The organism is Microbacterium sp. MDV22-iso44 (genome assembly GCF_058629135.1).
The window spans coordinates 32,752-57,631 of sequence record NZ_JBZVWS010000002.1 but is presented as its reverse complement, the minus strand read 5'-3'; the positions used below and the strand labels follow the sequence as shown (position 1 = coordinate 57,631).

The 24,880-nt window shown below is 69.8% G+C and carries 26 protein-coding genes; 20 read left to right on the top strand and 6 right to left on the bottom strand.

What is annotated here, in order from left to right:
- Positions 1–13 precede the first annotated feature (13 nt).
- The 4 genes from AC4NN1_RS06990 to AC4NN1_RS06975 all read right to left on the bottom strand — a co-directional run bounded on the left by AC4NN1_RS06990 (position 14) and on the right by AC4NN1_RS06975 (position 2,413).
- Positions 14–904 carry a TIGR01777 family oxidoreductase gene (locus tag AC4NN1_RS06990; RefSeq protein WP_491954900.1) on the bottom strand — a complete coding sequence of 297 codons (891 nt, stop codon included), beginning with the start codon at positions 902–904 and terminating at the stop codon, positions 14–16.
- Positions 897–1,322 carry an OsmC family peroxiredoxin gene (locus AC4NN1_RS06985; protein WP_018187194.1) on the bottom strand — a complete coding sequence of 142 codons (426 nt, stop codon included), beginning with the start codon at positions 1,320–1,322 and terminating at the stop codon, positions 897–899. The genes AC4NN1_RS06990 and AC4NN1_RS06985 overlap by 8 nt, the downstream gene beginning before the upstream one ends.
- Positions 1,323–1,416: 94 nt before the next feature.
- Entirely contained in the window at positions 1,417–1,983 is a 567-nt protein-coding gene (locus AC4NN1_RS06980) for a DUF4395 domain-containing protein (protein WP_018187195.1), read from the bottom strand.
- On the bottom strand, positions 1,976–2,413 hold the full coding sequence (locus tag AC4NN1_RS06975; protein WP_020098292.1) for a TlpA family protein disulfide reductase: 438 nt from the start codon (positions 2,411–2,413) through the stop codon (positions 1,976–1,978). The genes AC4NN1_RS06980 and AC4NN1_RS06975 overlap by 8 nt, the downstream gene beginning before the upstream one ends.
- Before the next feature lie 83 nt (positions 2,414–2,496).
- Between AC4NN1_RS06975 and thyX the strand changes: the two genes are divergently transcribed.
- From thyX to dapF, 19 genes are all read left to right on the top strand, one after another.
- Positions 2,497–3,240, top strand: a complete 744-nt coding sequence (gene thyX / locus AC4NN1_RS06970; protein ID WP_020098293.1) for an FAD-dependent thymidylate synthase — start codon at positions 2,497–2,499, stop codon at positions 3,238–3,240.
- A gap of 27 nt (positions 3,241–3,267) precedes the next feature.
- Entirely contained in the window at positions 3,268–4,020 is a 753-nt protein-coding gene (locus tag AC4NN1_RS06965) for an SDR family NAD(P)-dependent oxidoreductase (protein WP_491954899.1), read from the top strand.
- A gap of 129 nt (positions 4,021–4,149) precedes the next feature.
- Positions 4,150–5,127, top strand: a complete 978-nt coding sequence (gene dapA / locus AC4NN1_RS06960; protein ID WP_018187199.1) for a 4-hydroxy-tetrahydrodipicolinate synthase — start codon at positions 4,150–4,152, stop codon at positions 5,125–5,127.
- Positions 5,124–6,800 carry a ribonuclease J gene (locus AC4NN1_RS06955; protein WP_026302895.1) on the top strand — a complete coding sequence of 559 codons (1,677 nt, stop codon included), beginning with the start codon at positions 5,124–5,126 and terminating at the stop codon, positions 6,798–6,800. Before dapA ends, AC4NN1_RS06955 begins: the two co-directional genes overlap by 4 nt.
- Before the next feature lie 21 nt (positions 6,801–6,821).
- Entirely contained in the window at positions 6,822–7,313 is a 492-nt protein-coding gene (locus AC4NN1_RS06950; RefSeq protein WP_491954898.1) for a GNAT family N-acetyltransferase, read from the top strand.
- A 66-nt stretch (positions 7,314–7,379) separates the two neighbouring features.
- Positions 7,380–10,088: a DNA translocase FtsK gene (locus AC4NN1_RS06945; protein WP_491954897.1), complete on the top strand. Its 2,709-nt coding sequence runs from the start codon at positions 7,380–7,382 to the stop codon at positions 10,086–10,088.
- Positions 10,089–10,119: 31 nt separating this feature from the next.
- Complete coding sequence (gene pgsA / locus AC4NN1_RS06940; protein ID WP_491954896.1) at positions 10,120–10,686, top strand: CDP-diacylglycerol--glycerol-3-phosphate 3-phosphatidyltransferase; 567 nt, start codon at positions 10,120–10,122, stop codon at positions 10,684–10,686.
- Complete coding sequence (locus tag AC4NN1_RS06935; protein ID WP_491954895.1) at positions 10,686–11,222, top strand: CinA family protein; 537 nt, start codon at positions 10,686–10,688, stop codon at positions 11,220–11,222. The genes pgsA and AC4NN1_RS06935 overlap by 1 nt, the downstream gene beginning before the upstream one ends.
- A gap of 149 nt (positions 11,223–11,371) precedes the next feature.
- Positions 11,372–11,692: a helix-turn-helix domain-containing protein gene (locus tag AC4NN1_RS06930; protein WP_018187205.1), complete on the top strand. Its 321-nt coding sequence runs from the start codon at positions 11,372–11,374 to the stop codon at positions 11,690–11,692.
- 7 nt (positions 11,693–11,699) lie between these two features.
- Positions 11,700–11,921, top strand: coding sequence for a DUF3046 domain-containing protein (locus tag AC4NN1_RS06925; protein ID WP_018187206.1), 222 nt, complete (start codon positions 11,700–11,702; stop codon positions 11,919–11,921).
- 227 nt (positions 11,922–12,148) lie between these two features.
- Positions 12,149–13,207, top strand: a complete 1,059-nt coding sequence (recA, locus tag AC4NN1_RS06920; RefSeq protein ID WP_018187207.1) for a recombinase RecA — start codon at positions 12,149–12,151, stop codon at positions 13,205–13,207.
- 2 nt (positions 13,208–13,209) lie between these two features.
- Positions 13,210–13,932 carry a regulatory protein RecX gene (locus tag AC4NN1_RS06915; protein WP_018187208.1) on the top strand — a complete coding sequence of 241 codons (723 nt, stop codon included), beginning with the start codon at positions 13,210–13,212 and terminating at the stop codon, positions 13,930–13,932.
- Between the two features lie 65 nt (positions 13,933–13,997).
- A complete protein-coding gene (locus tag AC4NN1_RS06910) occupies positions 13,998–14,918 on the top strand; it encodes an ABC transporter ATP-binding protein (protein ID WP_491954894.1) in 921 nt (306 codons plus the stop codon).
- The gene (locus AC4NN1_RS06905) at positions 14,915–15,793 is read left to right on the top strand and encodes an ABC transporter permease (protein WP_491954893.1); all 879 of its coding nucleotides are present in this window, start codon (positions 14,915–14,917) and stop codon (positions 15,791–15,793) included. Before AC4NN1_RS06910 ends, AC4NN1_RS06905 begins: the two co-directional genes overlap by 4 nt.
- Before the next feature lie 49 nt (positions 15,794–15,842).
- Positions 15,843–17,399, top strand: a complete 1,557-nt coding sequence (miaB, locus tag AC4NN1_RS06900; RefSeq protein ID WP_311859491.1) for a tRNA (N6-isopentenyl adenosine(37)-C2)-methylthiotransferase MiaB — start codon at positions 15,843–15,845, stop codon at positions 17,397–17,399.
- Between the two features lie 4 nt (positions 17,400–17,403).
- Positions 17,404–18,324 (top strand): tRNA (adenosine(37)-N6)-dimethylallyltransferase MiaA, encoded by a 921-nt coding sequence (miaA, locus tag AC4NN1_RS06895; RefSeq protein WP_491954892.1) that lies wholly within the window; start codon positions 17,404–17,406, stop codon positions 18,322–18,324.
- A gap of 51 nt (positions 18,325–18,375) precedes the next feature.
- The gene (locus tag AC4NN1_RS06890) at positions 18,376–19,230 is read left to right on the top strand and encodes an alpha/beta fold hydrolase (protein WP_491954891.1); all 855 of its coding nucleotides are present in this window, start codon (positions 18,376–18,378) and stop codon (positions 19,228–19,230) included.
- Entirely contained in the window at positions 19,223–19,804 is a 582-nt protein-coding gene (locus tag AC4NN1_RS06885; RefSeq protein ID WP_491954890.1) for a TetR/AcrR family transcriptional regulator, read from the top strand. The genes AC4NN1_RS06890 and AC4NN1_RS06885 overlap by 8 nt, the downstream gene beginning before the upstream one ends.
- A 38-nt stretch (positions 19,805–19,842) precedes the next feature.
- The gene (dapF, locus tag AC4NN1_RS06880; protein ID WP_491954889.1) at positions 19,843–20,709 is read left to right on the top strand and encodes a diaminopimelate epimerase; all 867 of its coding nucleotides are present in this window, start codon (positions 19,843–19,845) and stop codon (positions 20,707–20,709) included.
- Between the two features lie 6 nt (positions 20,710–20,715).
- Here dapF and AC4NN1_RS06875 read toward each other — a convergent pair whose 3' ends face one another.
- On the bottom strand, positions 20,716–21,357 hold the full coding sequence (locus AC4NN1_RS06875; RefSeq protein WP_491954888.1) for a class I SAM-dependent methyltransferase: 642 nt from the start codon (positions 21,355–21,357) through the stop codon (positions 20,716–20,718).
- Between the two features lie 78 nt (positions 21,358–21,435).
- Between AC4NN1_RS06875 and hflX the strand changes: the two genes are divergently transcribed.
- Positions 21,436–22,950 (top strand): GTPase HflX, encoded by a 1,515-nt coding sequence (gene hflX / locus AC4NN1_RS06870; protein WP_491954887.1) that lies wholly within the window; start codon positions 21,436–21,438, stop codon positions 22,948–22,950.
- Positions 22,951–22,965: 15 nt separating this feature from the next.
- On the opposite strand, the gene AC4NN1_RS06865 is transcribed toward hflX, so the two are convergent.
- Positions 22,966–24,876: a prolyl oligopeptidase family serine peptidase gene (locus AC4NN1_RS06865; protein WP_491954886.1), complete on the bottom strand. Its 1,911-nt coding sequence runs from the start codon at positions 24,874–24,876 to the stop codon at positions 22,966–22,968.
- Positions 24,877–24,880 lie beyond the last annotated feature (4 nt).

Here is a 24,880-nt window from a genome sequence, read left to right as displayed (position 1 = left end):
GCGCCGTGCGGCCTCAGACGGCCGCGGCCACGGCGTCCTCGACGGTCGGGTGGTGGAACTCGAACCCTGATTCGAGGAGGACCGCAGGCACGACGTGCGAGTCCGTCGCGAGCAGCGCGTCGACGGCGTCCCTGCCCAGGACGAGCCGGATCGCCCACAGGGGTGCGCGCAGCAGGTAGGGCCGGTTCAGGCGACGGGCGAGCGCGAACCCGAGGTCGTTCGCCGTGGCACGCTCGGGCCCGGTCAGGTTCACGGGTCCCGTGATGCCGTGGTCCATGACGTGACGGATGCCGCGGATCTCGTCATCGAGCGAGATCCACGGCCACACCTGGGTCCCGCGGCCGAGCGGCCCCGACAACCCGAGCTTGGTGAGCAGCATGAGCGGCTTCAGCACACCCTCGCGGTGCACGACCGGAGCGGTGCGCAGGAGCGCCGTGCGCGCACCCGACGCGACGGCGGCAGCCTCCCACTCGCCGCAGAGTTCGGACAGGAACGCGTCGCCCCGCGGACCGGACTCGTCGAACGTGCGCCCATGGCCGTCGGGCGGGTAGTACCCCGACGCCGATGAGCTGACGAACAGCGGCGCGTCGTCTCCGAGCTCCCGCAGTGCGCGGGCGAGCGTCTGCGTCGGGCGCAGACGCGACCAGACCAGCTGCTTCTTGTACGAGGCCGTCCACGGGAAGCGTCCGATGGTCGCCCCGTTGAAGTTGACGACGGCCTCCGCACCGGCGAGCACGGCGGGATCGAGCGGCTTCTCGCCGGGCGCCCAGGTCACCTCATCCGGTCCCTGCGCGGGGTGCCGGACGAGCCGCGTGACGGTGTAGCCGTCGGCGACGAGGGAGTCGATGAGGGCGCGTCCGATCAGGCCGGACGCGCCCGAGACGACGACGCGGCGCTCAGGCAAGCGTCGCCTCGAGCGTGATCTCGATGCCCGACAGAGCGGCCGAGACGGGGCATCCCGTCTTCGCCTCGTTCGCGATGCGGTCGAAGTCCTCCGCCGACAGGCCGGGGACGGTGGCGCTGACGTTCAGGTGCGAGCCGGTGATGCCGGTCCCGGGGATGAAGGTCACGGATGCCGTCGTCTCGACGCTCTCGGGAGGGGTGCCGTTCTCGGCCAGGGCATTCGAGAGGGCCATGCTGAAGCACGACGAATGGGCCGCTGCGATCAGTTCCTCGGGGGTCGTCACCGAGGTCGATCCCTCGCTGCGCGCTTTCCAGTTCACGGGAAGCGGTCCCTGGTTGGAGCTCTCCAGGGCGACCTCGCCCGACCCTTCGAACAGGGTGCCCTTCCAGCTGGTGGTGGCTTCGCTCGTGACGCTCATGGTGTCTCCTCTGTCGTGGTCGTGACCGATCGCTGCCGAGCATATGCCTCGCGGTTCAGAGCGGGATATGACTTGACGCGGAGCGAGCCGACCGTCAGGCGGTGCGGCCGACGAGACCGACTCGCTGCAAGAGGAGCCACAACTGGCATCCGAGGCACAGGCCGAACGCCGCGTTCAGGAACGCAGCCATGAAGGCGAGCGCCGCCGCGATGGGGAGGGCGAGCGGGACGCCGAGCACGTGCAGGGCGAGGCCCACGGTCGTCACGAACAGACCGACGCCCTGCGCGAAGCGGGGCGGGCGGGGATCCTCGAGGTCGGTCGGGGGAGCGAGGCGCGGCTGGATCGCCCGCCGGTAGAGCACGCCCCACGGTGCGGTGCGCGGCGAGACGACGCCCCAGAGGAACAGGAGCGCGATGACGAGGACGGCGAGGAAGCCGGGGTCTGCGACGCGGGCTCCGACCGGAGCCATCTCGATCGCCCAGGCCCTCCCCGCGACGAAGGCGAAGTCCCCGACGGGCTGGTAGGCGAACCAACCGAACGACGCGGAGCCCTGGGTAGAGATGCCCACGAGAGCCAGCAGCGTCGCGACCAGGAGCAACACTGCGGTGACGGATGCCGCGAAGCGCGGGCCCCGCGGGTCGATCCCTCGCACCTCAGCCACGGTCGGCTCCCGCCGTCACGCGGTCGAGCTCCATCTCGACGACCTGGCGGCCCGGGACACCGCCGAAGCGGGAGCGCACCATGCCGTCCTTGTCGAGGATCAGTGTCGTGGGCGTCTGCAGGACGCGGAAGTGCTGGGCGATGTCGACGCGGTGCGTGAGGTCGACGTTCAGGTGCAGGACGCCGTCGCGGTCGTCGGCGATCTCGCGGAGCGTGCGGTGGACGCCGGGGCACCGGCTGCACATCTCGGTGCTGAACTGCAGCAGCGTCGCCGTCTCGCCGAGTCGTTCGGCCCCGAGACGGGTCGGTTCGACGATCTCGCGCGGGTCGAAGGGACGGGGCCGGTTCTGCCGCCACCGCAGGGTCAGACCGATGCCGACGGTGACCACGAGGAGCGCGGTCAGCACGAGGATGGCGGGGAGGAGTTCCATGACCGCTCCACAGTAGTCCTGCGCGCTGTGGTGCGGTTCGCCCCGCGTCGTTCGTGACGGCCCCGGCGGGTAGTGTGTGAGCCGTGAGTGAGCGCCCCGAGAGCCCCGAGATCGAGTTCCGCAGCGATGTCACGGTCGAGCTGGTGCGCTCGTCGGCAGCGGACAGTGACGTGCTGTTCGCGGCGCGCGTGTCGACGCAGGGCGAGCAGACCCTCGCTTCGGCCGCCGACGGCTCCGAGGCGACCGCCCGCGACCGCGGCCTCATCAACTACCTGATGCGCGACCGCCACGGTTCGCCGTTCGAGCACAACTCGATGACCTTCTACGTGCAGGCGCCGATCTTCGTCTTCCGCGAGTTCATGCGGCACCGGATGGCGTCCTACAACGAGGAGTCGGGCCGCTACCGCGAGCTCCGTCCCGTGTTCTACGTCCCCGCGCCCGAGCGGAATCTCGTCCAGGTCGGCAAGCCCGGCGCGTACCAGTTCCTCCCCGGTTCCGAGGAGCAGGTCGAGCTCGTTGCCCGCGAGACGCGCGAGGCATCCATCGCCGCCTTCGAGAGCTACCAGCGGATGCTGGATGCCGGCGTCGCGCGTGAAGTCGCCCGCATCGTCCTGCCGCTCAACATCATGTCGTCGATGTACGTCACGGTGAACGCCCGGTCGCTCATGAACTTCCTGTCGCTGCGCACGATGCGCGAGGGTACGCACTTCCCGTCGTTCCCGCAGCGCGAGATCGAGATGTGCGCCGAGAAGATGGAGAACGTGTGGCGCGAACTCATGCCGCTCACGTACGCCGCCTTCAACGCGAACGGTCGCGTCGCCCCCTGACCTCCGGCGCGTCCTAGGCTGACGCGCATGACCCGCACTGCACTCGTCACGGGAGCGAGCTCCGGTATCGGAGCGGAGTACGCCCGCCAGCTGGCGGCGCGCGGCGCCGACGTCGTCCTCGTCGCCCGGGACCGCGGCGCCCTGCAGGTCCTGGCCGACGAGATCGAAGGCCGCGGTGGACGTGCCGAGATCCTCGTCGCGGACCTGCTGGACCCCGCTCAGCGACGGCTCGTCGAGGAGCGACTCGAGCAGGACGTCGATCTTCTCGTCAACAGCGCTGGGTACGGGCTCTCGCTCGGGTTCGCCTCGGGCGACATCGAAGACGAGGCCCGGCACCTCGAACTGCACGTCGAGGTCACGATGAGGCTGACACGGGCCGCCCTGCCGGGCATGCTCGCGCGAGGACGCGGCCGCATCCTGAACATCGCCTCGGTCGCCGCCCTCGTCCCGCGTGGCACCTACGGCGCGGCGAAGGCCTGGGTCGTCAGCTTCAGCCGGTGGGCGAACGCGGTCTACGCCCCGAGGGGAGTGACCGTCACGGCGGTCTGTCCCGGCTACGTCCACACGAACTTCCACGAGCGACTCGGCCTGCCGCCGGGGGAGGAGGGGGTCGCCGGCTGGATGTGGCTGACCGCCCCGCAGGTGGTGCGCGCGTCGCTGAAGGATGCCGCGCGCGGCCGGGCCGTCAGCATCCCGTCACTCCGGTACAAGGTGCTCGTCGCCGTGTCACGGCTGCTGCCCGATCGCCTCGTGGTCGCCGCCGCCTCCCGCGGCCGCTGACGAAGAAGACCGCTCCGCCGCGCGACTCGCCGCTGCTCTGCGATACCGGTCGCCCCGCGACCGCCCCGCCACCCACCCCCAACGAACCCACGACGCGGCCGACGGACCCCGACCGGTACCCTGGGAACCATGACGCACTCCGCCAATCCGTTCGGTCAGGTGCTCGTCGCGCTCGTCACTCCGATGACGGCCGACGGCGAGGTCGATTGGCCGGCCGTAGAGAAGCACATCGACGACGTCATCACCGGCGGTGCCGACGGCATCGTCGTGACCGGCACGACCGGTGAGACCAGCACGCTGACGGATGCCGAGAAGCTGAAGCTCGTCGAGGTGGGCAAGTCCGTCTCCTCCGGCCGCGCGAAGATCATCACGGGCGGCGGTTCCAACGAGACCGCGCACGCGATCGAGCTCTACAAGGCGAGCGAGAAGGCCGGCGCGGACGGCATCATGATCGTCACGCCGTACTACAACAAGCCGACCCAGGCCGGCATCCTGACCCACTTCCGCCTCGTCGCGGACGCCACCGACCTGCCGGTGATCCTCTACGACATCCCCGGTCGCACCGGCGTGCCCATCAAGTACGAGACGATCCTCCGCCTCGCCAAGCACCCGAACATCCTCGCGGTGAAGGACGCCAAGGGCGACTTCAGCGAGGTCAGCCGGGTCCTCAACCAGACGGACCTGCTCTACTTCTCCGGCGACGACGCGAACGTCCTCCCGCACCTTTCGATCGGGGCCGCCGGTCTCATCGGCGTCACGGCGAACATCACGTCGGCTCCGTATCGGGCCATCGTGGATGCCGTCAACCGGGGAGACCTCACGACGGCGACCGCCGCCCACCAGAAGCTCGAACCGCTCGTCCGTGCCGTCATGACGCACGTCCCGGGGACGGTCAGCGCCAAGTACATCCTTCACGGCCTCGGCCGCATCTCGAGTCCGCGCGTGCGCTTGCCGCTCGTAGGACCCGAAGAGTGGGAGGCCGCCCTCATCGAGGACGAGCTCGACCTCGTGAAGGACATCGAGGGCGCCGACTTCTCCAACTTCCGACCTGATCGCAATGCCGCTGCCGGCGGCGCCCTTCCGAAGGTGCATGGAACCACTCGATGACAAATACCGTCTCCGCCCCCGCCAAGCTCGCTCCCGGAACGCTCCGGGTGACCCCCGTCGGCGGACTCGGTGAGATCGGTCGCAACATGACCGTCTTCGAGTTCGACGGCAAGCTGCTGATCGTCGACTGCGGCGTGCTCTTCCCCGAGGAGCACCAGCCCGGCGTCGACCTGATCCTCCCCGACTTCGAGGCGATCCGCGGACGCCTCGACGACATCGTCGGCGTCGTCCTCACGCACGGCCACGAGGACCACATCGGTGCGGTCCCGTACCTGCTCAAGCGCAAGGGCGACATCCCCCTCATCGGTTCGCAGCTGACCCTCGCGCTCGTCGAGGCGAAGCTCAAGGAACACCGGATCAAGCCCTACACGCTTACGGTGAAGGAGGGGCAGCGCGAGCAGGTCGGACCGTTCGACCTCGAGTTCGTCGCGGTGAACCACTCCATCCCCGATGCGCTCGCCGTCGGCATCCGCACCCCTGCCGGACTCGTGCTGGCAACCGGTGACTTCAAGATGGATCAGCTGCCGCTCGACGGCCGCCTCACGGACCTCCGCGCCTTCGCGCGTCTCGGCGAAGAGGGCGTCGACATGTTCCTCGTCGACTCGACGAACGCGGACGTGCCCGGGTTCACCCCGCTCGAGCGGGCGATCGGCCCGGTGCTCGACCAGGTCATCGGCAAGGCGCCGCGTCGCGTCATCGTCGCGAGCTTCTCGAGCCACATCCACCGCGTCCAGCAGGTCATCGACGCGGCCGCCGCGCACGGTCGCCGCGTCGCGTTCCTCGGCCGCTCGATGGTCCGGAACATGACGATCGCCGAGCAGCTGGGCTACCTGCACGTGCCCGACGGCGTGCTGATCGACTACAAGAAGGCCAAGGACCTGCCCGACGACCGCATCGTCTACATGTCCACCGGGTCGCAGGGAGAGCCCATGGCGGTCCTGTCCCGCATGGCCAACCTCGACCACGCGATCGAGCCGGGGGAGGGCGACACCGTCATCCTCGCGTCGAGCCTCATCCCGGGCAACGAGAACGCGGTGTACCGCGTGATCGACGGCCTGACGAAGCTCGGCGCCAACGTCGTCCACAAGGCGAATGCGAAGGTCCACGTCTCGGGCCACGCCGCCGCGGGCGAGCTGCTCTACTGCTACAACATCCTGAAGCCGAAGAACGTGCTCCCCGTCCACGGCGAGTACCGGCACCTGATGGCGAACGCGAAGCTCGCCCAGGACAGCGGCGTCCCCGCGGCGAACACGATCATCGCCGAGAACGGCACGGTCATCGACCTCAAGGACGGCGTCGCGACGGTCGTCGGTCAGCTCGACCTGGGCTTCGTCTACGTCGACGGATCATCGGTCGGCGAGATCACGGATGCCGACCTCAAGGACCGCCGCATCCTCGGTGAGGAGGGCTTCATCTCCGTCATCGTGGTGGTGGATGCCGCGACCGGCCGCATCGTCACGGGGCCTGAGATCCACGCGCGCGGAGTCGCGGAGGACGACGCCGTGTTCGATTCGGTGAAGCCGAAGATCGCCCAGGCGCTGACCGAAGCCGCCCAGTCGGGCGTCCGCGACCCGCACGCCCTGCAGCAGGTCGTCCGTCGTACGATCGGCCGCTGGGTGAACCAGTCGCTGCGTCGCCGTCCGATGATCGTCCCCATGGTGATCGAGGCCTGACCCGGGCGCTAGCATTCGGGCATGCCCGAGTCGTGGTCGCTTCGTCCTGCCACGCAGGCGGACGGCGTGTTCCTCGGCGACATGGTCGTCGAGGCCGCCAACTGGCGAGCCGGCGCCCCGCGACCGCGGCATGAGATCCTGGCCGATCCCGATCACGGTCTGTACCTCGCCGGATGGATGCGCCCGGGGGACGTCGGTTTCGTCGCCGTCGCCGGGTCGGAGCTGATCGGCGCGGCCTGGTACCGCACCCTCCCTCGGACCGACCCCGGATTCGGCTACGTGGGGACCGGGGTGCCCGAGCTCATCATCGGGGTGAAGGCGCTCTGGCGCTCGCACGGCGTCGGTCGCACTCTGCTGCGCCGGCTGTGCGAGGCCGCTCGAGCCGAGGGCCGCGCGCGCATCTGCCTCTCCGTCGAGCGAGGAAATTTCGCGCAGGTCCTCTATCGCTCGGAGGGGTTCGCGGTGACCCGCAGCGGATTCGGGCGCGACACCATGATCAAGCGCCTCTCTTGAGTCCCGACGGTCGCGGGGTCGCGTCAATCCTGGGACATGTCGGTCCCGCGGCTTACCGTGGAGAGTATGCCCAGGAGTAGCAGTCCGACCAGCAAACCCCGCGCGTCCGCGTCGGGCTCCTCGGCGCGCGCGAAGAAGGCCGATCCGGCCCCCCGCCGCAAGGCCGAACCCGCACCGCGCCACTACGTCGATGACGCCGATCGGCCGCCGATCGTCGTCCGCGCGTGGCTGGGCCTCGCGCACATCGCGGGCGGCATGTTCCGGGCGTTCGGATCCGAGTCCCTCGAGAAGGATCAGCGCCGCGACGGGTTCCCATTCCTCCTGGTGCTCATGGCCGTCGCCGGTGCCGTCGTGGAGTGGTTCCTCATCGGTACCGAGGTCGGGACGAACATCAGCGCCTACTCGGTCGGTGCGCTCATCGGCCGCGAGGCCTTCGTCTTCCCCGTCATCCTGCTGATTCTGGCCGGGTGGCTGTTCCGGCATCCGCCGTCCGTCCACGACAACGGGCGCATCGGCATCGGTGCCGGGCTGTTCATCCTGGCGGTGGCCGGTTTCTGCCACGTCGTGGCCGACCGGCCGAAGCCCAGCGAGGGTCTGATGGCGTTGAGCGCCGCGGGTGGACTGTTCGGCTGGGCGATCGGTGAGCCCCTGACGGTGCTGACCGAGGTGGGCGCCGGAATCGTCATGGGCCTGCTCGCCCTGCTGAGCGTGCTCATCCTGACCAAGACGCCGCCCAACCGCATCGGGCGTCGCCTGGGCGACCTCTACGCCTGGATGTTCGACGCCGAGCGGCCCGATCCCGACGCCGCCCCGGCGAAGGGACAGACCGGCCCGACGGTCGCGTTCGACGCTCCCGAGGACGAGAGCGATTCCCTGCCCTGGTGGCGCCGCAACAAGTCCGGCCGTGAGGAGGACGCCGACGGCGGCCTCGGAGCGGACGACCTCACGGCCCTCCTCGAGGCGAGCGGTGACGGCAGCTTCGACAACCCCGTCACGACGCCGACCCCCGAGGTCATGCCCGACGCGGTCACCGAGATCATCGCGCCCGCCGCTCCCCGCACGCCCGGCCGCAAGCGCGACGCCGTGCCCGAGGCGCCGCCGGTTCCGCCGCTGCCCGATTTCGTGGCCGCGAACCTCGACTCCGTCGATCCGGATGCCGCCGACTACCGCCTGCCCTCCGCTGACGCGCTCGCGGCGGGGACGCCCCACAAGGCACGGTCCGAGGCCAACGACGCCATGGTCCGCGCGATCATGGGTGTCTTCGAGCAGTTCTCCATCGACGCCAAGGTGACCGGCTTCTCCCGCGGCCCGACCGTGACGCAGTACGAGATCTCGCTCGGCTCGGGGGTCAAGGTCGAGCGCATCACGGCGCTCACGAACAACATCGCCTACGCCGTCGCCTCCAACGAGGTCCGCATCCTCGCGCCGATCCCCGGCAAGAGCGCCATCGGCGTCGAGATCCCGAACACCGACCGCGAGATCGTCACCCTCGGCGACGTCCTCCGCTCGCCGAACGCGCAGCAGGCGACGCATCCCATGACGATCGGCATCGGCAAGGACGTCGGCGGCGGGTACGTCGTCGCCAACCTCGCGAAGATGCCCCACCTGCTCGTCGCCGGCTCCACCGGCTCGGGTAAGTCGAGCTTCGTGAACTCCATGATCACGAGCCTTCTGATGCGGGCGAAGCCGTCGGACGTCCGCATGGTCCTCATCGACCCGAAGCGCGTCGAGCTCACGTCCTACGCCGGGGTGCCGCACCTCATCACGCCCATCATCACGAACCCCAAAAAGGCGGCCGAGGCGCTGCAGTGGGTCGTGAAGGAGATGGACATGCGGTACGACGACCTCGCGTCGTTCGGCTTCCGCCACATCGACGACTTCAACAGGGCGGTCGTCGCCAACGAGATCCAGCTCCCCGCGGGCAGTGAGCGCGTGCTCAAGCCCTACCCGTACCTCCTCGTGGTCGTCGACGAGCTCGCGGACCTCATGATGGTCGCCCCCCGCGACGTCGAGGACTCGATCGTCCGCATCACGCAGCTCGCCCGTGCCTCCGGCATCCACCTCGTCCTGGCGACGCAGCGTCCCTCGGTCGACGTCGTCACCGGTCTCATCAAGGCGAACGTGCCCTCGCGTCTGGCCTTCGCGGTGACGAGCGTCACGGACTCGCGCGTCATCCTCGACCAGCCCGGAGCCGATCGCCTGATCGGTCAGGGCGACGGGCTCTTCCTGCCGATGGGTGCCTCGAAGGCGGTCCGTGTGCAGGGTGCCTGGGTGGCCGAGAAGGAGATCGAGAAGGTCGTGGGCCACGTCAAGAACCAGGCGCGTCCCGAGTACCGCAAGGATGTCGAAGCGGTCATCGAGAAGAAGGAGATCGACGCCGACATCGGTGACGACCTCGAGCTCCTCCTGGCGGCCGCCGAGCAGATCATCACGACTCAGTTCGGCTCGACCTCGATGCTGCAGCGCAAGCTCCGGGTCGGCTTCGCCAAGGCCGGACGCCTCATGGACCTCCTCGAGGCGCGCGAGATCGTCGGCCCTTCCGAGGGCTCGAAGGCCCGTGACGTCCTTGTGACGCCCGACGAGCTCCCCGCCGTTCTCGCGCGTCTGCGCGGAGAGGAGCCGCCGGAGGATGCCGCGCCCGCCGCCGCCCCTGCGGCTGCGGCCGTCGCGACCGACCCTTACGGGCCGGACGCGGTGACGGAGCAGTTCGAGGGTTACGAGGTCGTCGAGTCCGAGGGCGATGAGGATGCCTGGGGTCTCACGGGGCGCGACTGACGTCGGCTGCGGGGCTCGGTAGGCTCAAGACGTGACGATTCCGAGGCAGCTGCCCAACGCCATCACGATCGTGCGCATCCTGTGCGCACCCGTGTTCGTCTGGCTTCTGCTCGCCGACGGCGGATCGGACGGCGCGCTCCGTTGGTGGGCGGGCGTCCTGTTCATCGTCGCGATCGCGACCGACGGGATCGACGGCTACCTCGCGCGTCGATATGAGATCGTCACGGATCTGGGCAAGCTGCTCGACCCCATCGCCGACAAGGTGCTCACCGGCGCCGCGTTCGTGGTCCTCTCGATCCTCGGTGAACTCCCGCCGTGGGTGGTCGTGCTGGTGCTGGTGCGCGAACTGGGCATCACCGTCCATCGCCTCGTGGTCGCGACGGACCACGTCGTGGCGGCTGCGTGGATGGGCAAGCTCAAGACCGTCGCCCAGGCCGTCGCCCTCTCCCTCGCCCTCCTGCCCTTGTGGACGGTCGTGGGGCAGTGGATCCACGTCGTCAATACGGTGACGATGACGATCGCCGTCCTGCTGACCGTTGCGAGTGGTCTCGACTACGTCGTCACGGCCATCCGTTCCCGCACGTCGCGCCGAGCATGATGCGCCGCACCGTCAGCGAACTGCCGGAGGAGCTCGAGGAGACCGCGGTGTCCCGCGGTCCTCGATCGGACTCGGAGCGACTGGTCGAACGGCTCGGGGAACTGGGCTGGACGCTGGGCGTCGCCGAGTCGCTGACCGGGGGTCTGGTCGCGGCATCCGTCGTGTCCGTCCCGGGGGCGTCCTCGGTGTTCCGCGGGGCGATCGTCGCGTACGCCACGGATCTGAAGGAGCGGCTGCTCGGCGTGGACGGGACTCTCCTCGAGGCGCACGGTCCGGTCCACCCCCGTGTCGCCCGTCAGATGGCGGACGGCATCCGTCGTGTCGTCGGCGAGGGGGAGCCTGCCGACGTGGGGATCGCCACGACCGGGATCGCCGGACCGATCTCCTCGGACGGCCAGCCCGTCGGCACAGTCCACATCGCCGTGTCGACCCCGCTCGGTTCGCGGGTCGAGTCCCTCGCGCTCGAGGGCGATCGGGACGAGATCCGGACGGCCGCAGCGGCCCGTGCGATCGCCCTCGCGGTGGAAGCGCTCTGAGCCGGGAATAGGCCTTGTTCCGAGCGCGTTACGACTCGGTGATTCCCACTCATTCCCCAGCACGCGGGGTCTAGGGTGACATCCAACGTGTTGTACCGTGGTTCCCCCGCAAGGGATTCGGTGGATCGCAGCTGAGGGAGGGCCCACGCATGATCCTGGTTCGTCAAGAGATCGGTGACGTCCTCCGCGACTTCCGGCTGCAGAAGGGTCACACCCTCCGACAGGTCTCCGGCAAGGCGAGCGTCGCACTCGGGTACCTCAGCGAGGTCGAGCGCGGTCAGAAGGAAGCCTCGAGCGAGATCCTCGCCGCCGTGGCCGAGGCCCTCGACGTCCCGATCTCCGCGATCATGCGCGAGGTCGGCGAGCGGATCTCGGTGCTCGAGGGACTGCATTCCCTCTCCGACGTCGTTCCCGACGACCTCGCCTCCCTGGGCGACGAGGTCCCGGCCCCCGAGCTGTCGCTGCGCTGACCGCTCGATGCGTCACAGCGAATTCGATCGCGCCGTCGCCGACGAGTTCGGATCGGGAGGCGCGTCCCTCGTCTCGGACCTGGTGCTGACCGGCGTCGACAATCGGACTGCCCGCGAGGCCTTGGCCGCAGGTGTCGCTCCGCGTGATGTCTGGTATGCCCTGTGCGCCGAGACGGACGTCCCCGTGGACCGCCGTTACGGCGCCGGAAGGCTCGATCCACGCCGGTGAGTCGGCGTGTCGTATCGAAGATGCGTTCGATGCGGGCGTAGTCTCCTGCACAACGGGTGTCGTAGAGACGTCGTTCACGTAAGGGCCGGATCCGGCAGCGATGTCGGAGCCCCCTCCTAACGTGAACGTCGTCAGATGACACCCACGCCCTGTCGCAGCATCCGATCCGTCGGTGAGGAGCGCGACAGCCTACGGGCGACGGAACCGCGAGTATCAAGGAGTACGACATGCCCTCACCTGCAGACCGCGAGAAGGCCCTCGAATCGGCCCTCGCCCAGATCGACCGCCAGTTCGGCAAGGGGTCGATCATGCGACTCGGAAGCGACGAGCGCGCGCCGGTCGAGGTCATCCCGACCGGATCGATCGCCCTCGACGTCGCCCTGGGTATCGGCGGAATCCCTCGCGGCCGCGTCGTCGAGATCTACGGTCCCGAGTCCTCGGGTAAGACGACCCTCACGCTCCACGCCATCGCGAACACGCAGCGGGCCGGCGGTATCGCCGCCTTCATCGACGCCGAGCACGCGCTGGATCCCGGCTACGCCGAGAAGCTGGGCGTCGACATCGATGCCCTCCTCGTCTCGCAGCCCGACACCGGTGAGCAGGCGCTCGAGATCGCCGACATGCTGATCCGCTCCGGTGCCATCGACCTGGTCGTCATCGACTCCGTCGCCGCTCTCGTCCCCGAGGCCGAGATCAAGGGTGAGATGGGTGACTCCCATGTCGGTCTCCAAGCCCGCCTGATGTCGCAGGCGCTCCGCAAGATCACCGGTGGTCTGAACCAGACGAAGACCACGGCGATCTTCATCAACCAGCTCCGCGAGAAGATCGGCGTGTTCTTCGGGTCGCCCGAGACCACCGCCGGTGGTAAGGCGCTCAAGTTCTACGCCTCGGTGCGACTGGACATCCGCCGTATCGAGACCCTGAAGGACGGGTCCGAGGCGGTCGGTAACCGCACCCGCGTGAAGGTCGTCAAGAACAAGATGGCGCCGCCCTTCAAGCAGGCCGAGTTCGACATCCTCTACGGCGTCGGGATCTCGCGAGAGGGAAGCCTCATCGACTTCGGTGTCGAGCACGGCATCGTGAAGAAGTCGGGTGCCTGGTACACGTACGAGGGTGAGCAGCTCGGCCAGGGCAAAGAGAACTCGCGCAACTTCCTGCTGAAGAACACCGACGTGGCTGCCGAGATCGAGAACAAGATCAAGCAGAAGCTCGGCATCGGTCAGCCGAAGGCCGTCGCCGAGGATGCCGCGGTGTCGGACGAGCTGACGGCTCGCCGCCCGGCCTGATCATGACGGATTCGAACGGGGGCGAGCGGGACTCGCTCGCCCCCGTCATCCCGCTCTTCGGACGCCGGACGGAGGCCCCGACCGACGCCGGCGAGGTCACCGGAAACGGCGATGATCCGCAGCCGTGGCATGCGACGTGGATCGCCGAGCGTGCGGCATCCGAGAGGTCCGCGGCCCGTGCCGCTCACCCGGCGACGGGCACCGTGCCCGTCGTGGCTCCGGCGGGTCAGGATGCGCCCGCAGCCGTGGCTGAGCGGATCCTCCTGCGCAAGCTCCGGACGCGATCCCTCTCACTTCGCGAGGCGCGGTCGGTGCTCCGCGAGCACGATCTCGACGAGGCCGAGCTCGAGGGCATCATCGATCGGTTCGTCTCGCTCGGGTACCTCGACGACGCCGCCCTCGCCGAGCAGCTGATCGACAAAGCGACGTCCCGCAAGGCGCAGGGTCGCATGGCGATCGCGCAGGGCCTGGCGCAGCGCGGCATCCCTCGCGACGTGATCGACGAGGCGCTCGATCAACTTCCCGACGATGAGGCCGAGAGGGCTCTCGAGTTCGCACGGTCCAAGGCGCGGGGGCTCGAAGGGCTCGATCGCGATACGGCCCTCCGGCGCCTCGCCGGTCAGTTGGCCCGGCGCGGGTACGGCTCCGTCGCCCTGTCGGTGGCGCGTCGTGCGCTCGACGAGGCGAGCGCACCCCCGCGGCATGGGGTTCGCTTCGAACCGTGACCACGGTTGCGTCCATCTGACAGACTCGCCCTACGCGCGCCCGGCGCGGCCGGAGGAGTGTGCGCATGGCGATCGAGGTCGACGGTCTCGTGAAGTCGTACAAGACCGTCACCGCGGTCGACGGGGTCTCCTTCGCGGTGCCGGACGGCCAGCTGTTCGCCTTCCTCGGTGCGAACGGTGCCGGGAAGTCCACGACGATCGGATGCCTCACGACGCTGCTTCGAGCGGACGCCGGAACGGTCCGCGTCGCGGGGTACGACGTGTCGGCCGAGAGCGAACGGGTGCGGTCGCGGATCGGCGTCGTGTTCCAGCGGTCGCTGCTCGATGACGGTCTGACCGTCCGCGAAAACCTCGCCCTGCGAGCCACGCTCTCCCACATCGACGGTCGACGCTTCGCTGCCAGACTCGACGAAATCTCGCTCCTCGTCGAACTCGACGAGTTCCTCGACCGTCCCTACGGGCGGCTGTCGGGCGGACAGCGTCGCCGCGCGGACATCGCCCGTGCGCTCATGCACGAGCCGTCGATCCTCTTCCTCGACGAGCCGACCGCAGGCTTGGACCCCGCGAGTCGTGTGGCGGTGTGGGCGGCGATCGATCGGCTCCGCTCCGAGCGGGGTCTCACCGTCTTCCTGACGACCCACTACATGGCCGAGACCGAAGAGGCGGATCAGGTCACCATCATCGACGCGGGCCGCGTCGTCGCGAGCGGGACGCCGACTGAACTGCGCGCACGCCACAGTCGCAGCGTCCTCACCGTCACCACACGAGATCCGGACACGCTGTCCGCCCTCGCCACCCGCGGCGGACTGACCGCGACTCGCGACGGCGACATCCTCACGATCGAGGTGTCCGACGCGCGGGGGGCACGGACCTTGCTGGCGGAGCACGACGAGGACGTTCTGGACTTCGAGTTCCGGCACGGTCGGATGGACGACGTCTTCCTCGCCCTCACCGGCCGCGGTGAGCTGGTCGTGGACGCCGTATGAGCATCATCGCGGCCATCGTGCGCCGCAATCTGACCCTGTTCTTCCGCGATCGGATGAACGTCTTCTTCTCGTTGCTGAGCGGGCTCATCCTCTTCTTCCTCTACACGCTCTTCCTCTCCCGGCTGCAGGTCGATGGTCTCGAGCGCACCCTCCCGCGCGCATCGCGCGCCGACATCGAGGCCTTCGTCGACAGTTGGATGCTGTCGGGCATCGTCCTGCTCACGACCGTCACCTCGGGGATCGGAGCGATCTCCGTGTTCGTGGACGATCGCGCCTCGGGCCGGTTCGCCGACTTCCTCGTCGCCCCCATCCGGCGATCGCAGCTGGTGCTCGGCTACCTGCTGTCCTCGGTGTCCGTCGCGGTCGTCATGTCGGGCATCATCCTCATCCTCACCGTGCTCGAACTCGGACTCGTCCGCGGCGCGTGGCTCGGTCCTTTCGAGATCCTGCGGGCGATCGGTGCGATGGTGCTCTGCTGCGTCGCCTTCACCTCCCTGGGAGCCTTCGGGGCCTCCTTCTTGAAGACGACCGGTGCCTATTCCGCGTTCTCGACGGTCGTGGGTACCGTCCTCGGATTCGTCGCGGGTTCCTACATCCCGGTCGGGTCTCTCCCCGATGGCGTCGCGTCGACCATCAACGCCCTCCCGTTCGCCCAAGGAGCCATGCTCCTGCGCCTGCCGTTCACCGACGAGACGATCGCCGCTCTCGCCGGCGGGGACGCCGGCGCCATCAGGGACCTCAAGGAGATCTACGGGATCGATCTCTTCGTCGGCTCGAGCGTCGTCCCCGTGTGGCTCGCCGTCACCGTTCTCGTCGCCGTCGCCGTCACCTTCAGCGCCATCTCTGCGGCCCGCATCCGCTCGCTCCTGCGCTGACACAGCCCGGGGCGTCCCGAGGCGACGCGGCTCGTAGAATGGCCTGATCATGACCAGCCCTTCCGCTGCCCCCACTCTCATCGCCCCGTCAGACGCCGCCGTCACCGCCGATGGTCGCTCCCGCACCTACGAGGTGCGGACCTTCGGGTGTCAGATGAACGTCCACGACTCCGAGCGTCTGTCCGGTTCCCTCGAGTCGGCCGGCTACATCCGTGCTGACGCGGGAGTCGAGGCCGACGTCGTCGTCATCAACACGTGCGCCGTCCGCGACAACGCCGCGGGCAAGCTCTACGGCACCCTCGGGCACCTGAAGAGCCGCAAGGACAAGCACGACGGCATGCAGATCGCCGTCGGCGGCTGCCTGGCACAGATGGACAAGGACGCCGTCCAGCAGAAGGCACCCTGGGTCGACGTCGTCTTCGGCACCCACAACATGGGCTCGCTCCCGAGCCTCCTCGAGCGGGCGCGGCACAACGGCGAGGCGGAGCTCGAGATCCTCGAGTCTCTCGAGGTGTTCCCGTCGACGCTCCCCACCAAGCGCGACTCGGCGCACAGCGGCTGGGTCTCGATCTCCGTCGGGTGCAACAACACCTGCACGTTCTGCATTGTCCCCAGCCTGCGCGGCAAGGAGAAGGATCGCCGCCCGGGTGACATCCTGAACGAGATCCGTCTGCTCGTCGACGACGGCGCGATCGAGGTCACCCTCCTCGGCCAGAACGTCAACAGCTACGGCGTCGAGTTCGGCGACCGCCAGGCGTTCAGCAAGCTCCTGCGCGCGGCGGGCGAGATCCCGGGCCTCGAGCGCGTGCGCTTCACGAGCCCGCACCCCGCTGCGTTCACCGACGACGTCATCGACGCGATGGCGGAGACCCCTGCCGTCATGCCGCAGCTGCACATGCCGCTGCAGTCCGGGTCGGACCGCATCCTCAAGGCGATGCGGCGGTCGTACCGCAGCGAACGGTTCCTCGGCATCCTCGACCGCGTGCGCGAGAAGATGCCCCACGCGGCGATCTCGACCGACATCATCGTGGGCTTCCCGGGCGAGACCGACGAGGACTTCGAGGACACCATGCGCGTCGTCGAGCAGGCGCGATTCGCGGGGGCCTTCACCTTCCAGTACTCGATCCGCGAGGGGACACCCGCTGCGACGATGCCCGATCAGGTCCCCAAGGAGGTCGTCCAGGAGCGGTACAACCGCCTCGTCGCCTTGCAGGAGCGCATTTCCCTCGAGGAGAACCAGGCCCAGCTCGGGCGCACCGTCGAGGTTCTCGTCTCGACGGGGGAGGGGAAGAAGGATGCCGCGACCCGCCGCCTGACCGGCCGCGCCGAGGACAACCGCCTGGTCCACTTCGAGGTGCCCGAGGGTTCCCCGACGCCGCGTCCCGGCGACGTGGTCACGACGGTCGTCACGCACGCCGCGCCGTTCCACCTCCTCGCCGACAGTCCGGACGGCGCGCCGCTGCGCATCCGCCGCACGCGCGCCGGCGACGCGTGGGATCGTGCGCAGGCCGACTCCTGCGGTGTCCCGGCCCCGACCGGTGACGCCGGTCCGCGCGCCGTGTCGCTCGGCCTGCCGATGATCCGCACCGCGACGCCCGGACTCTGACCTCGTGGGCGCGGAGCGCCTGTGGGCGATCGTCGGAGCGACCGGGACGGGTAAGACGTCGCTGTCGCTGGACCTCGCCGAGGAGTTGATCCGTCGCGGCCGCGCGGCGGAGATCGTGAACGCCGATGCCATGCAGCTCTACCGCGGCATGGACATCGGGACCGCGAAGATCCCCCTGACAGAGCGGCGCGGCATCCCGCATCATCTGTTCGACGAGTTCGATGTGACCGAGGACGTCGCTGTCGCCGTCTACCAGGAGAGGGCGCGCGCGACGATCCGCGGCATCCTCGACCGCGGGGCCGACGCGATCCTCGTCGGGGGCTCAGGGCTCTACGTGTCGAGCGTGGTCTTCGACTTCCGCTTCCCGCCCCGCGACCCGGCGCTGCGCGCCCGGCTCGAGGCGGATCTCGACGAGCTCGGAGCCGCGGCGCTGATCGAGCGGATCCGCGACCTCGATCCGAGAGCAGCAGATCGCCTCGATCCGCGCAACAGCCGGCGTGTCGTCCGGGCCCTCGAGGTGCTCCTCCAAGGGGCGGACACCCACGGCGCTGCGCTCCCTGAGGCGCCCGTGCTGTGGCATCCCGCCACCGAACTCGTCGGTGTCCACCTGGACCGTGCAGAGCTGGTCGAGCGCCTCGATGAGCGGGTCCGGGGGATGTGGCGGGACGGTCTGCTCGCCGAGGTCGAGGGCCTCCGGGCCCGGGGTCTCGAGTCCGGTCCGACCGCGCCTCGCGCCATCGGTTACGCGCAGGCACTCGCGCAGCTGGGCGGCCGGATGGACGAAGAAGAGGCCGTCGCCGAGACCCAGGCGCTCACGCGTCGGTACGCGCGGCGTCAGGTCTCGTGGTTCAGGAGGTACCCCGGCATTCGGTGGGTGGATGCCGGGACCCCCAGCATCCGCCTCCTCGACCCCTTGACAAGCTAAAGCTAATAGCCGTAGCCTTCTCGTATCGAACACGATGCGAAGGAGACGCCGATGGTCGAGAAGATCCAGGTCCAAGGCGGGGAGATCGCGTTCGACGTGGTCGGGGACGGTCCACTCGTGGTTCTGGCACACGGGATGGGCGACTCCCGGCGCTCCTATCGCTTCATCGTGCCGGCCCTCGTCGAGGCAGGGTTCCGTGTGGCGAACGTCGACATCCGCGGATGCGGCGAGTCGAGTGCCACGTGGGCGAGCTACAGCCGCGGTGACATAGCCGGTGATCTGCTCGCCGTCATCCGTCATCTCGGCGGTCCCGCGGTCATCGTCGGCCAGTCGATCAGCGGAGGTGCTGCGACGGTCGCGGCAGCGCGCGCCCGGCACGACGTCGTCGGGATCGTCGAGCTCACCCCGTTCACCCGCACGCAGCGATTCGACCCGGTCGGCCTGATCCGGCACCCCCGTCATCGGAAGGGCATGACCCGCCTGGCGACGATGATGCTCCGTGGGAGTGTGCCCGCGTGGCTCCGCTACCTCGACCTCGCCATTCCGCAGAAGCCCGCAGACTGGGCGCAGGAGCAGGCTGGCATCGCCCGTCATCTCGCCGATCCCGCGCGCATGGCCGCGCTCCGGGCCATGGGGCAGACGAGTCCCGCGGATGCGGGGGAGCAGCTCCCGCAGGTGACCGTGCCGGTCCTCGTGGTGATGGGCACGGCCGACCCGGACTGGGCGGACCCCCGGGCCGAGGGAGAAGGGGTGATCGCCGCGCTTAGGCCCGGCATCGGCCGGCTGGCGGTCATCGAGGGTGCCGGACACTACCCGCACGTCGAACGGCCGGGGGAGGTCGTCGACCTCGCCGTCCCGTTCCTGCGAACGGCTTTCTCGATCGGGACGGGGGCGGCGGATGCCTAGGGCCGGCCTCGACGTCGACGCCGTGACGCGCGCCGCAGCCGACCTCATCGACGAGCAGGGGCTCGCCGCCCTGACGATGACGGCGCTGGCGGAGCGGGTCGGCGTCCGTCCGCCGTCGCTCTACAAGCATGTGCCGGGCGGGCTCGTCGAGCTCACCCATCGGGTGGCGACCCTGGCCGCGCAGGACCTCGCGGGGGTGTTCCGTGCGACGCTATCGGAACACCGCGGCGCCGCCCTCACCGACGTCGCTGTCGCCTTCCGGCGCTATGCACAGGCGCACCCGGGTCGGTATGCCGCGACCGCCGCCGCCGAGCCGTCCGGTGATGACGACCCGCTCGCGATCGCGCTCAGCGACAGTCTCGAGGCCCTCGGGGGAGTGTTCGACAGCTACGGACTGCCGAGACAGGAGCACGTCCACGCCATCCGCATGCTCCGGAGCGTGCTCCACGGGTTCGCTGTCCTGGATGCCGCGCACGGCTTCCGGATGGATATCGATGTCGAGGACAGCGTCGCGTGGTCCCTCGATCTCATGGATGCGGGACTCCGCGCGGCGGGGTCGACTCCGCCGCGCTGACCGGCGAAGCGGCATCCACCCGCACCTAGACTGGGCGGGTGTCGACGATCGCATTCACGAAGGGCCACGGGACGGGCAACGACTTCGTCGTCGTCGCCGACCCCGACGGGTCGCTGCATCTGACCGGCGAGCAGATCGCCGCGCTGACCGACCGACGCTTCGGGATCGGAGCCGACGGGCTGTTGCGGGTCGTCCGTTCAGCCGCCATCGCTGCGGGCTCTGAGACTCCCGACGCCGAGTGGTTCATGGACTACCGCAACGCCGACGGCTCGATCGCCGAGATGTGCGGCAACGGTGTCCGCGTCTTCGTGAAGTACCTCCTGAGTGCGGGTTACGCGACGCTCGGCGCCGGCGAGACCCTGCGCATCGGCACACGCGCCGGAACCAAGACCGTCACGCTCGCCGACAACGGATTCGAAGTCGACCTCGGCCTGTGGCGTCCGACCTCCGACGAGGTCCTCGTGCGGGCGCACGGTCTGAAGATCGCGCGCCCCGGTCTCGGCATCGACGTCGGGAACCCCCATGTCGTCGTCGCCCTCTCGAGCATCGCCGAGCTCGACGGGCTCGACCTGACGGTCCAGCCGATCCTGGACCCCGTCCCGGCAGCCGGCGCGAACGTCGAGTTCGTCGTCCCCGAAGAACCCCTCATCACCGACGACGTCGGCGCGATCCGGATGCGCGTGTTCGAGCGGGGCGTCGGGGAGACGCTCTCGTGCGGGACCGGGGTAGCGGCATCCGCTCTGGCCGTGCGTCACTGGGCGGGGGCCGGTGCCCCGGACCGGTGGACGGTGGACGTCCCCGGCGGCCGTCTCGGGGTGCGCGTCGTGCGGACGGATGCCGGTGAGCGCGTCCTGCTCTCCGGTCCCGCGTCGCTCGTCTTCTCGGGCGAGATCACGCTCGCCTGACGTCGCTCAGGGGAGGGTGATCGTCCCCGTCGCGGGCGTGCCGTGACGGCGGACCTTCAGCACCCGGAATCCTCGCCCGGTCGCGGCACGGGTGACCGAATAGCCCCTGTCGAGGGATGCCGCGAGCCACCGCTGCAGCGAATCGGAACCGAGATTGCGCTGCACGACGAGCCAGGCATCGCTGCGCTCGGCGAGCCGGGGAATCCACGTCTCGAGCAGTCCGTGCAGGACATCCTTGCCGACACGGATCGGCGGGTTGGACCGGATGGTGCGGAAGGCGACGTCGCTCGGAACATCTTCGGGCAGCACGGCGTTGACGTTATCGAGGCCGAGTTCCGCAGCGTTGCGGCGGACGAGGTCCAGCGCTCGCTCGTTGACGTCGACGGCCCACACCGTCGCGTGAGGCGCGTCGATGGCGAGCGACAGCGCGATGGGACCCCAGCCGCATCCGAGATCGAGAAGATGACCGCCCGCCGGGGGCGGAGGCGTGTTCGCCAGGAGCACCGCCGTCCCGCCGTCCACACGGTCGGGACTGAAGACCCCGCCCGCTGTCGTCACCTCGACGTCGCGACCGGCGAGGGACACACGGATGCGGCGGAGGTTCTCGGAGCTGGACGGGGACGCGCTGAAGTAATGGTCGCTCCCCATGCGACGAGCGTAGCGGAGGCGGTGGAAGCCGCGGGAAGCTAGAGTTCACGGATGGCCGCGAGGCCGCGAAAGGATCACATGACAGACACCACCACCCCTGCCGCGACGGACGAGCCGGTGGACCCGGTAGACCGCGTGCTGGCGCGAGCGGAGTCGCGTTCGGGGGTGCGCGTGTTCGGCGCCGCACAGGCGCTGCAGGACGAGAGCACCGTCGCCTACGGCGACACGGACGGCGACCAGTGGGACCGCGAGGAGCGCGCCGCGCTCCGCCGCGTCCCGGGGCTGTCCACCGAACTCGAGGACGTCACCGAGGTCGAGTACCGCCAGCTGCGGCTGGAGAACGTCGTGCTCGTGGGCGTCTACCCCCAGGGGTCGACGGAGGATGCCGAGAACTCGTTGCGCGAGCTCGCCGCACTCGCCGAGACAGCCGGGGCCGTCGTCCTCGACGGCGTGCTGCAGCGTCGTCCGCATCCCGATCCCGCGACGTACATCGGCCGCGGTAAGGCGGCGGAACTCCGCGACCTGGTCGTCGCCGTCGGTGCCGACACGGTCATCGCCGACACCGAGCTCGCGCCCAGCCAGCGACGCGCCCTCGAGGACGTCGTCAAGGTCAAGGTCATCGACCGGACCACCGTCATCCTCGACATCTTCAGCCAGCACGCGAAGAGCCGGGAGGGCAAGGCGCAGGTCGAACTCGCCCAGCTCGAATACCTCCTTCCGCGCCTGCGCGGCTGGGGTGACTCGATGAGCCGACAGGCCGGTGGCCAGGTCGGCGCCGGCGGCGCCGGTATGGGCTCGCGCGGTCCGGGTGAGACGAAGATCGAGCTCGACCGCCGACGCATCCGCACGCGCATGGCGATGCTGCGCCGTCAGATCCGCGACTTCAAGCCGGCCCGTGAGGCCAAGCGTGCCGAGCGCAAGCGCAACACGATCCCGTCGGTCGCGATCGCCGGGTACACGAACGCCGGCAAGTCGAGTCTGCTCAACAAGCTGACGAGCGCGGGCGTCCTCGTCGAGAACGCGCTGTTCGCGACCCTGGACGCGACCGTCCGTCGCGCGCAGGCGGCCGACGGTCGGGTCTACACGCTCACCGACACCGTCGGGTTCGTCCGCAACCTCCCGCACCAGCTGGTCGAGGCGTTCCGCTCGACGCTCGAGGAGGTCGGCGACGCGGACGTCATCGTGCACGTCGTCGACGGGTCGCACCCCGACCCGGCCGCACAGCTCGCGACCGTCCGCGACGTCATGGGCGATGTGGGGGCGCGCTCGACGAACGAGATCGTCGTCTTCAACAAGGCCGACCTGATCGACCCCGACACGCGCCTCGTGCTGCGCGGCCTCGAGCCGAAGGCGCACTTCGTCTCGTCGCGCACCGGCGAAGGCATCGTCGAGCTGCGCGCGACGATCGAGGACGCTCTGCCGTTGCCGGCCGTCGAGGTCAACGCGCTCGTCCCGTACGACCGCGGCGATCTCGTCAGCGCCGTCCACGAGTCCGGTCATATCCTGTCGACCCGTCACGAGGAGGGCGGCACCGCCGTCCACGCCCACGTCTCGGAGCGACTGGCGGCCGAGCTCGCGCCGTACGCGCGCTGACCGATCGATTCGGACTCAGCCGAGCGCGATCGCGAGGACCCCGGGGGTCTCGAAGCCGAACACCTGACCGAGGAAGGCCAGCTCGGATTCGAGCGCGTGCACGACGGTCTCCGCTCGTCGGAACCCGTGCCCCTCGCCGTCGTACAGGACGTAGGCGTGCGGCACGCCGCGTCCGGCCAGGGCGTCGCGGATGGCCTCCGCCTGCGTCGGCGGCACGACCGCGTCGTCCGATCCCTGCAGGAGCAGGACCGGCACGCGGAAGCCCTCCGTGTGGCTGAGCGGTGAGCGCTCGAGGTACAACGCCTCCGCCGCGGGGAGCGGCCCGATGAGACCGTCGAGGTAGCGGGCCTCGAAGTCGTGGGTGTCGGTGGCGAGCAGGCGCGCGTCTCCGACGCCGTAGCGGGAGATCCCCGCGGCGAAGACGTCGGTGCCGACGAGGGCCGCGAGCACGGTCCAGCCGCCGGCCGAGCTCCCCGCGATCGCCAGGCGCGCGGCATCCGCTCGTCCCTCCGCGGCGAGACCGGATGCCGCGGCTGCGACATCGTCGCGATCGACGACGCCCCACTGCCCGCGGAGCCGATCGCGATAGGCCCGCCCGTAGCCGGTCGAGCCGCCGTGGTTCACCTCGACGACGCCGATGCCCCGGCTCGTGAAGAAGGTGATCCGGCTGTCGGCCACACCGCCGACGTGGGCCGTCGGGCCGCCGTGCACGAGGGCGATGTACGGCGGAAGTTCGCCCTCGGGCGCCGTGTGGTGCGGGTTGGTGGGCGGGTGATCGAACGCGTGGACGTCGCCGTGGCGGCTGTGCACCGTGAAGGGGCGCGCCGGGGGGATCCACTCGTCGCCGAGGTCGGAGCGCGAGCCCACGACGAGCGTCACGTCGCCGTGTTCGTCGAGCTGCCAGATGCCGGTGACCCCGGGCGCCATCCCCGACACCAGCACGCGGGATCCGAGGGTATCCTCGACGACCGCGCGCGATCGGACGGGGATGCCGGTCGCGCGGGCGGTCCCCTCCGCGTCGATGCGCACCACCTCGTCGGCGCCGTGCGTCCGGACCGCGACGATCCCGCCGTCCGGCAGGAGTGCGTACCACCGGACGCCGAGCACCCACAGTCCGCCTCCGGTGTCGGCGTCCGCGGGGGCGATCGGCTCCGCCGGAAGATCGGATGCCACGTCCCGCCGCCACAGGTTCCACCGACCGGCGTTCGGACCGGCCGAGGGGTCGTCGAGCCAGATGAGCCGGCCGGAGGCATCCCACTCCGGCTGAAGTGCCGCTGTCTCGCCGGACGTGATCGGGCGCCAGGTCGTCACGGTGCCGTGGGCGAGGTCTCCGACCCGGATCTGCGTGCGGTCCCAGGGCATGTCCGGGTGGTCCCACGCCACCCAGGCGAGGTGCCTGCCGTCGTGCGACAGCGCCGGTTGCGCGAGGAAGTCGCTTCCCCCGACGATCTCGCGCGCCTCGCCGCCGTCCTGGGGGATGGACACGATCGATCGCCGTGGCACGGGGCTGCCGTCGTGCACTTCCCGGATCGCGAGCAGCACCCCGTGCTCCCACCGCAGGCCGCCGTGACGGGCCTGCGGGTCGTCGGGGGTGAGCGGCGTCGGCTCCTCTCCTCTGCGGAGCGACCAGACGCGCTGATCGGACTTCTCGACGAAGTAGAGCCGGCCGTCCTCATCGGTCGTCCACGACCCGCCGCCGTACTCGTGCACGCGGGAGCGCGCGCTCCACGGGGCGGGGAGGAGATCCTCGACCTCGCCGTCGACCGAGCGCCGGATCGACGAGCGACCGCCCTGATCGGGCAGCGACTCTCCCCACCAGACCTCGTCGGCCACGAAACGTGCACCGTCGTAACGCGGCGCCGCGGCGGAGGCGTCCGCAGCGGACAGGGGCGAGATCCACGAACCGTAAGGAGCGACCGTCGTCATGCCC

What these genes read in the sequence shown, in the direction of transcription:
- AC4NN1_RS06915 (WP_018187208.1), top strand. Translation starts at nt 13,210, where the DNA reads ATGACGGATTCGAACGGGGGCGAGCGGGACTCGCTCGCCCCCGTCATC.
- AC4NN1_RS06875 (WP_491954888.1), bottom strand. Translation starts at nt 21,357, where the DNA reads ATGGGGAGCGACCATTACTTCAGCGCGTCCCCGTCCAGCTCCGAGAAC.
- AC4NN1_RS06930 (WP_018187205.1), top strand. Translation starts at nt 11,372, where the DNA reads ATGATCCTGGTTCGTCAAGAGATCGGTGACGTCCTCCGCGACTTCCGG.
- dapA (WP_018187199.1), top strand. Translation starts at nt 4,150, where the DNA reads ATGACGCACTCCGCCAATCCGTTCGGTCAGGTGCTCGTCGCGCTCGTC.
- miaB (WP_311859491.1), top strand. Translation starts at nt 15,843, where the DNA reads ATGACCAGCCCTTCCGCTGCCCCCACTCTCATCGCCCCGTCAGACGCC.
- AC4NN1_RS06935 (WP_491954895.1), top strand. Translation starts at nt 10,686, where the DNA reads ATGCGCCGCACCGTCAGCGAACTGCCGGAGGAGCTCGAGGAGACCGCG.
- AC4NN1_RS06950 (WP_491954898.1), top strand. Translation starts at nt 6,822, where the DNA reads ATGCCCGAGTCGTGGTCGCTTCGTCCTGCCACGCAGGCGGACGGCGTG.
- AC4NN1_RS06985 (WP_018187194.1), bottom strand. Translation starts at nt 1,322, where the DNA reads ATGAGCGTCACGAGCGAAGCCACCACCAGCTGGAAGGGCACCCTGTTC.
- hflX (WP_491954887.1), top strand. Translation starts at nt 21,436, where the DNA reads ATGACAGACACCACCACCCCTGCCGCGACGGACGAGCCGGTGGACCCG.
- AC4NN1_RS06890 (WP_491954891.1), top strand. Translation starts at nt 18,376, where the DNA reads ATGGTCGAGAAGATCCAGGTCCAAGGCGGGGAGATCGCGTTCGACGTG.
- AC4NN1_RS06965 (WP_491954899.1), top strand. Translation starts at nt 3,268, where the DNA reads ATGACCCGCACTGCACTCGTCACGGGAGCGAGCTCCGGTATCGGAGCG.
- AC4NN1_RS06865 (WP_491954886.1), bottom strand. Translation starts at nt 24,876, where the DNA reads ATGACGACGGTCGCTCCTTACGGTTCGTGGATCTCGCCCCTGTCCGCT.
- AC4NN1_RS06885 (WP_491954890.1), top strand. Translation starts at nt 19,223, where the DNA reads ATGCCTAGGGCCGGCCTCGACGTCGACGCCGTGACGCGCGCCGCAGCC.
- AC4NN1_RS06955 (WP_026302895.1), top strand. Translation starts at nt 5,124, where the DNA reads ATGACAAATACCGTCTCCGCCCCCGCCAAGCTCGCTCCCGGAACGCTC.
- AC4NN1_RS06905 (WP_491954893.1), top strand. Translation starts at nt 14,915, where the DNA reads ATGAGCATCATCGCGGCCATCGTGCGCCGCAATCTGACCCTGTTCTTC.
- AC4NN1_RS06975 (WP_020098292.1), bottom strand. Translation starts at nt 2,413, where the DNA reads ATGGAACTCCTCCCCGCCATCCTCGTGCTGACCGCGCTCCTCGTGGTC.
- recA (WP_018187207.1), top strand. Translation starts at nt 12,149, where the DNA reads ATGCCCTCACCTGCAGACCGCGAGAAGGCCCTCGAATCGGCCCTCGCC.
- AC4NN1_RS06925 (WP_018187206.1), top strand. Translation starts at nt 11,700, where the DNA reads ATGCGTCACAGCGAATTCGATCGCGCCGTCGCCGACGAGTTCGGATCG.
- AC4NN1_RS06945 (WP_491954897.1), top strand. Translation starts at nt 7,380, where the DNA reads ATGCCCAGGAGTAGCAGTCCGACCAGCAAACCCCGCGCGTCCGCGTCG.
- AC4NN1_RS06910 (WP_491954894.1), top strand. Translation starts at nt 13,998, where the DNA reads ATGGCGATCGAGGTCGACGGTCTCGTGAAGTCGTACAAGACCGTCACC.